6 protein-coding genes are annotated in these 7,094 nt (G+C 46.2%); 2 read left to right on the top strand and 4 right to left on the bottom strand.

Features of this window, described 5'->3' with window-relative positions:
* Window positions 1-44: 44 nt before the first annotated feature.
* Window positions 45-4,226, top strand: coding sequence for a choice-of-anchor Q domain-containing protein (locus tag B0475_RS15760; RefSeq protein ID WP_077412851.1), 4,182 nt, complete (start codon window positions 45-47; stop codon window positions 4,224-4,226).
* A gap of 350 nt (window positions 4,227-4,576) precedes the next feature.
* Here the strand turns inward: B0475_RS15760 and B0475_RS15765 are convergent, their stop codons facing one another.
* The 4 genes from B0475_RS15765 to B0475_RS15780 all read right to left on the bottom strand — a co-directional run bounded on the left by B0475_RS15765 (window position 4,577) and on the right by B0475_RS15780 (window position 6,822).
* Window positions 4,577-5,140, bottom strand: a complete 564-nt coding sequence (locus B0475_RS15765; RefSeq protein WP_109862414.1) for a DUF6985 domain-containing protein — start codon at window positions 5,138-5,140, stop codon at window positions 4,577-4,579.
* 151 nt (window positions 5,141-5,291) lie between these two features.
* On the bottom strand, window positions 5,292-5,867 hold the full coding sequence (locus tag B0475_RS15770) for an NYN domain-containing protein (RefSeq protein WP_077412853.1): 576 nt from the start codon (window positions 5,865-5,867) through the stop codon (window positions 5,292-5,294).
* Between the two features lie 91 nt (window positions 5,868-5,958).
* Complete coding sequence (locus tag B0475_RS15775; protein ID WP_077412854.1) at window positions 5,959-6,312, bottom strand: hypothetical protein; 354 nt, start codon at window positions 6,310-6,312, stop codon at window positions 5,959-5,961.
* Window positions 6,313-6,426: 114 nt separating this feature from the next.
* Window positions 6,427-6,822: a hypothetical protein gene (locus B0475_RS15780; protein ID WP_198538339.1), complete on the bottom strand. Its 396-nt coding sequence runs from the start codon at window positions 6,820-6,822 to the stop codon at window positions 6,427-6,429.
* A 75-nt stretch (window positions 6,823-6,897) separates the two neighbouring features.
* On the opposite strand from B0475_RS15780, the gene B0475_RS17910 reads away from it, so the two are divergent.
* A partial coding sequence (locus B0475_RS17910) for a hypothetical protein (protein ID WP_456298904.1) occupies window positions 6,898-7,094 on the top strand: 197 nt, incomplete at its 3' end.

Below are 7,094 nucleotides of genomic sequence, written 5' to 3' on the forward strand. Positions count from 1 at the left end.
GAGACTTTTATAATTTCGATAACCTTAACCTTTGTTCAGAGTCTATGAAGTATATATGTTCACTAATCATTTTATCATTTCTTACCTTCGAAAGTTTCTCGGCAACTCTGACAGTTGATGACACCACCGGTGGCGCGGTCACTGTCAATGGCTTATGTTCCATCACGGAGGCCATTGAGGCAGCGAATACGGATACGGCCGTCGGAGATTGTCCGGCTGGAGATGTCGGCAGTGACACCATTGAATTGAGTGTAAACATCACCCTTGCCGAAGAGTATGAAAATGATGGCACCTTCGGCAGAACGGGAACGCCGGCAATCAGCAGTGAAATAACCATCGATGGTCAGGGGTTCACCGTTCAACGTGACAATGGTCTGACGTGTAACGGCGATGATGTTTCTGATGTGGGAGAATTCAGACTGCTGAGGGTCACAGCCAGTGGCGTCCTGGATTTACAGGACATCAGTTTGCGCTATGGTTGTGCTGATCTTGGCGTTACATCCGCCTTTCATGGTGGGGCTGTTTACAATGCCGGGGAGTTGAGTGTCATCACTGCTGAATTTCTGTTCAGTCAGGCACGCTTTGGCGGTGGGATTTATAATTCCGGTTCTGTCACTGCTATAGAAAACAGTATTTTTTCAGATGGCAACTCTTTTTTGGGAAGTGGCATTCATAACGCTGGTGGCTCCATCACATCAATCAAGAACTGCTTATTCTCAGATAACACCAGCACGCAGACCGGTGGGGGAGTGATTCGCAATCAGGGAACCATAACAGCCATAGAGGACAGCACGTTTTCCAACAACTCAGCCAGTGCAATCGTCAATGATACCGGTGTATTTTCGATTGAAACGGTGAGCAATTGTACCTTCTTTGGCAACACGTCCAATTCCGGGGCCGGGATTCTCAATCAAGGCAATATGGATGAGATCAGAAACAGTACTTTTTACGGCAACACAAGTACCAGTGTCAGTGCCGGAGGATTCCACAATGGCTCGATCACCAGTGTGACTGTTTATAATTCACTGTTTTACGACAACACAACCCTGGGTGGCGATGCGGACTGCAGTGCCAACAGTTCCATTCTGGGAGGCAGCAACATTTCAGACAATGCATCCGGGGGGTGTCCCGGGTTGCCTGCGATTCCATTAACTACAGGCACGGTGCTTCCACTGGCTGAAAATGGATGTTTAACGACATTGGCTGATGGCAGCTGTGTGCCAACTCACGCCTTGCAACCGACCAGCGAAGCCGTTGATGCGGCGAATGCAGCGCAGGCCACAAGTACCGATCAACGGGGATTCTCAGATGATGGTCTGCGTGACATCGGTGCGTTTGAGTATTTAACCGGAGCAGAACGCTGCGTGTCATTCGGCATGGACACCAGTGTGGCCTTTGAACAGACTGTGAGTACAACAAATGAACTCAACCAGGCAATTTTCTGTGCCAACGTCAATGCCACGACGACAGATACCATAAAGTTCGCCAATGATATTGTCCTTACTGAAGTCATTGATGATGATGCCACCTACGGTCAGACAGGAACCCGTGCCATCAAGAGTCCGGTCATCATTGATGGTCAGGGTTACAGTCTTGAACGTGATACCGCATTGGCCTGTAACAGTGATGCTGTGGCTAATGCATCGGAATTCAGGTTGTTGCGTGTTGACAGCAATGGTGATCTTGAATTGACCAGTATTGTATTAAAACGCGGTTGTGTGAACAGCAATGTGAATGATGTCAGGTTCTACGGAGGAGCGGTGCTGAATTCCGGGACTTTGGATGTTGCGAAATCTGCCGTTTTTCTCAGTAAAGCATTTCGGGGAGGTGGCATTTACAATGAAAACGCATTGTCAGCGCTCAAAAGGAGTACATTTTACAAAAATGACAGCACCAGCGGTGGCGGCGGTCTGTTTAATGAAGGAACCGCAACCACCATCAGAAACGTTACTTTTTCAGAAAATGACGCCGGTGGATTCGGCGGTGCCATGGCCAATACCGGGACCATTGACAACATCAAAAACAACACCTTCTCAGGCAACACCAGCACCACGTCCGGCGGTGCTGTTTCAAATGTCACCAGCGGAACCCTGACCTCGCTGGAGAATTCTTTGTTTCACAACAATTCGGCCACCAACAGCGGTGATGATTGCCACAACAGTGGCAACACATTTTCCGGTACCAACAACATGTCAGACAACAGTTCCGGGGGGTGCCCCGGACTCCAGGCCATCACTATGACGCCTGCGACACTTGGCCCGATTGCCAACAATGGTTGTGATGTGCCTTTTTTGAATGACACCTGTATTCAAACACACGCCTTATTACCCAACAGTGAAGCATTGAATGCGGCGGTTTCCGGAACGCCCAGCGATCAGCGCGGGTATGACCATGATGGCGAGCGGGATATCGGGGCTTTTGAGGCTTTTAAACCGGTGGTGACAGCACCTGACAGTATTGGACCCATGGAAGCCACGGGCCCGACAACAGCAGTTAATTTGGGAACCGCATCGGTCAGTGATGTGGATGAGGACAATCCGTTAACCGCTGCCCCTGATAACAGCGGACCGTTTGAGGTGGGGCTGCACAGCATCATCTGGAGTGCCACAGATTCCTATGGTCATACCGGCACGGCAGCACAGGTTGTGACCATCATTGACAGCACAGCACCGGTGATCACATTGCAGGGCGACAACCCGCTGTTTGTTGCACGAGATGGTGTGTTCACTGACCCCGGAGCCACCGCACATGACATTGTGGATGGTGACATCAGTGCCAACATCAATGTCACCGGAATGGTGGATACCAGTACAGTCGGCAGCTATGAAATCAGTTATAACGTCAGTGATAATACCGGTAATGACGCCATTGAAGTGGTGCGCACGGTGACTGTGTTTTTTGATTGTGCCGCACTGGGCATGTCAACAACGGCACCCTTCAGCCAGGTTGTCACGACTGAGGCTGAATTGTTTGACGCCATTGCTTGTGCCAATACAAATACAGCCACCGCAGATACCATTGAATTGGGGACAGACATCGACTTGTTGAGCGAATATGAGAACGATGCGAATGACGGACGAACCGCCACTCCGGAAATCAGAAGTGAGCTGATCTTTGATGGCCAGGGGTTCGCTTTACAGCGGGATCCGTCACTGGTGAACATGATCGATTGTAATGATGACAGCGTGTCAGATCCGACTGAGTTTAGGCTATTAAGAGTCGGGTCTGCAGGAATTCTCGAGCTGCGCAACATGACGCTGGCCAACGGTTGTGTCCTGTCAGCGACTCCTGACTTGAACAAGTTTGAAGGAGGAGCGCTGATCAATTCAGGGGTATTGAACATCACCAATGTGACCTTTGATAACAATCAGGCACAATCAGGCATTGTGACCAATAACGGAGGCACCATAGAATCAATCACCAAGAGTCAGTTCACCAATAACACCACGGGATTTCTGAGGGGTTCGATAGACAATGATTCAGGTACCATCATTGAAATCAGCGACAGTGTGTTCTTTAACAATGACGGTTCAGGCATCGAAAATGCAGACACCATTGAACTGATCAGTCATTGTCTGTTTTCAGGTTTGACTGGAAATGGTGTTCATAATGCCCTGGGAACAATCTCAACCATCCAAAACAGCACCTTCTCTGACAGCACCCAACCAGGGATAGCCAACTATGCTACCATTACAGACATATATAACAGCACATTTTCCGGGAATACCGGAAATATTGCAGGGGGCATTTACAATGTTTCTTTGATCGGAACTGTTAATAACTGCACTTTTTCCAACAACTCTGTCACACAACCTGGAGCAGCCATATACAGTCCGCTTGAGGACTCGCTCACTGAATTAAGCAACTCTTTGTTTCATTCCAATTCCTCGGTGTTGGGTGATGATGATTGTGATTTTGATGCATCAATCACAGGCAATGACAACATCTCCACCAACGCCGCTGGTGGTTGCCCGGGCTTTGTTGCCACACTGACACCTTCAACAGTCGGCTCTTTGACAGACAATGGTTGTACGACACCGCTTGCAGATGGTAGTTGTGTGCCAACGCACGCGCTGTTGACAGGCAGTGAAGCGATCGATGCTTCAGGATTAAACGCAATTTTGCTGGATCAAAGAGGTTATGGCCCCGATGGCACACGTGATGTGGGTGCCTTTGAGTTTAACGGCACCGATGGCGATGTCATCTTCGCAGATGGTTTTGATTGAACCGTTGATCAGATCTGCGTTTCTTGTTTGTGGTGCAAGATAATGAGTAGATCCTGAAAAATGTAAAACTTATTGCTAATGATAAGTAAATGCTTTCAAGTCACACATTTTTCCGATCATAAAGCATGCCCAATCTACCATTTTTCAGGTTAACGATGTGGCACATGGAAGTGCCACCTTGAGCCATCCATAAGGCTCAAGTACGGTCAAATAACATCAGTTAAAGGGTTAATTAATTAGATTTTACCTTTCGAATAACGCCCGGCTCAACGAGCAAATTTTTGATGGCGGCTTTGTGCGGTTTTTTGCACAAAAGGTGACAGCGGAAATTTGTCCGTTGCAGCCGTTTGTTAAGTTTCATTTGCATGTTTCTCTGCCATCCATAAAAGAATGGCAGTATCAGCACCGCCAGCTTCAACTATTTTGTTGCCATGCAATAAAAATCCCATTCCGTGCTCTTCCTCCCAGTTACAGCCCATTTCCACGCCAATGTAAGGAATATTATCCTTGCTCACTTGATGGATATTCACGGAAACGATGCCCACGACATTCTTAATGTCGCTAATGTCTTTGACTTTAGGAAAATGCTCAGCCATTTCTTCACCACACTCTTCTATGCAGCTGTCTTTAATAGCAGCGTAATTAGAAAATAGTGTGTTTGTTATAGATTCTATAACCTGACTCTGATTCGATATAAACCAATATATAAGCTCCATTTCCGCAGAGGTTAGAACTTCTTCACCCCGACCTTCTGGAGCAAAAACCAACTTGACATTTCCATTAGATGGTTTATCTGACGACATTGCACCATAAGGCCCGTTTCTTTCTTGGAAACCCGACCAATCAGATAGATTTACATCTGCTTCCCAGAAAAACTCATTCCACTGGAAAGTAGGATTTACGGAATTACTCACATCCTCTCCTTGAAAACTTAACGCCCAGCTAAGCCGCCGGAACGGAGTTGATTGTTTTGTGCGAGCGTAGCGGAAAAGCACAAAACGACCAACGCAGTGGAGGTCGGATTGAGCTGTTTGTTAGGCTGGATGACTACATTAATAAACATAACTAAGCAACTGGAGAGTCCTCAAAGAACAATTCGTCAAGAGACACAAAACTGTCGGGCAAATATATTAGCTCCTGCGCCAACCCAGAAGAAAATGCTCCCACGCAAACCTTTCTACCTTGTCTCTGTAATTCTCTAACAAGCTCACCAAAATCACCATCGCCGGATAATATTGTTACCACTTCGGTCCCCGTCGAACAAGCATACCTCATTGCATCAATACAGATATTTATATCGACCAAGCGTGACTTGGTGGAAGCTTTCGCCTTTTTATATACATGAGGAGTTAGGTCAATTTTGCCATAGTAACTCCTATGTCCGTTTCCAACGTTGAAATTAATATCTGAAATCTTTTTTCTAAGGGTTTCGAGTGCATCAGTATCACCAACACAGGATGTATAATATGAAACTCTATAAAAATCAGTATTCCATAGGTTTTGAATTTGGCGATCCCAAACTAGAACATCTTTTTGGTGAATAACAGATTTCTTCGGTACTTTTCCCTCGCTCACCATTGCTTGATAGCGAAAAACCAAATTTTCACCATCAACCAACATTGCACTTTTTACTAAAGCCATAATAGTTGCCTAACGTTTTCGCTGAACCGCGCCGCCGATAAACATACCTCGTAGCGCCACTATGCTTTTCGGCATCGGATCGAGCGGTTTGTTAGATAGCATTGCTTCGTTCCCAACAAGTAAAAGTCTCATTTGAAGTGCTATTCATGCCCTTAATTTCAAACCCTGGAAGATTTTTTAAATTATTTATCACATCATCGCATCCTGATGCTCCCAACGGGAATAAAACTTCACAAGAATTTGATCTAAGGACAAACCACACATCTATCCCCCATGGTCCAGTATCGTTGGTTTGTACTTCAACTTTTAATAAGCTATTCCATGCAATCGAATCTTTAGTGCCGTCTGGGGACAGCACCGATAATTGGGTGCCATCGTCGCTGACAAGATACTTATTCTCTAGATTCAGATGTTTCCTTTTAGTAAATTTAGTAAATAGTCCCATTTAGCTCTCTAACGCCTATGTCAGTTGCGTTTTGGTTGGAGTGGAGTTTTGGGGTAAAGTGGCGTAGCCACCCCAAAACGGAGCGTAGACCAAAACGTCAACTGGACATACTTGTTAACTGTTTCTTCTGATAAAGTTTGCAATTTTACAATCCTCCGGAACCCTCTCAACTCTACGGTCTAAATCAGTAGCTTCAGCTACTAGTTCAGAGCGTTGCGGCAATTCTTTTGGCAATTTGACGTTCTTTACGACCCCTAGGTTATGAAGTGCATTTAAAACCCACCAACCCGGATCTGGCTCGTCTTTGTATAGGCCTAGCATAGCTGATCCTGGGTAAGCATGATGGTTATTATGCCAAGCCTCGCCCATGGATAAGAAACCAGCAATTCGAATATTATGCCCTTGCACAGCTGCACCTTCTACTTTCCAAGTACGCTGACCTTTATTATGGGCGAGGAATTTTGAGGACAGGCACTTCATAAAGTGAAATTTTGAGGACAGGCACTTCATAAGAAATATCATACAGACAATTCATACATTTGCCACAGCTGGTTACAGCTGATTTTGTAAAAATCAAGGTTTTGAATGGAGAAAACCATGGGATTGGCAAGGAAATACCAGATTTGTGTCTCTGAGACACCCTATTACCACATTGTTTCCAGGTGCGTCCGCAGAGCCTTCCTTTGTGGCAATGATCATGCCTCAGGCAGAACGTTTGAGCACCGGCGTCAATGGGTTGTTGAACGCATGAAGTTCCTGGCTAAATTGTTCAGTATAGACAT

It is taken from the genome of Marinicella sediminis, from assembly GCF_002000055.1.
Taxonomy (GTDB): Bacteria; Pseudomonadota; Gammaproteobacteria; order Xanthomonadales; family Marinicellaceae; genus Marinicella; species Marinicella sediminis.

Bases quoted from the DNA above. Each gene is read 5' to 3' on its own strand.
- B0475_RS15775 (WP_077412854.1), bottom strand. From the start codon at position 6,312: ATGGGACTATTTACTAAATTTACTAAAAGGAAACATCTGAATCTAGAG.
- B0475_RS15780 (WP_198538339.1), bottom strand. From the start codon at position 6,822: ATGAAGTGCCTGTCCTCAAAATTTCACTTTATGAAGTGCCTGTCCTCA.
- B0475_RS15770 (WP_077412853.1), bottom strand. From the start codon at position 5,867: ATGGCTTTAGTAAAAAGTGCAATGTTGGTTGATGGTGAAAATTTGGTT.
- B0475_RS15760 (WP_077412851.1), top strand. From the start codon at position 45: ATGAAGTATATATGTTCACTAATCATTTTATCATTTCTTACCTTCGAA.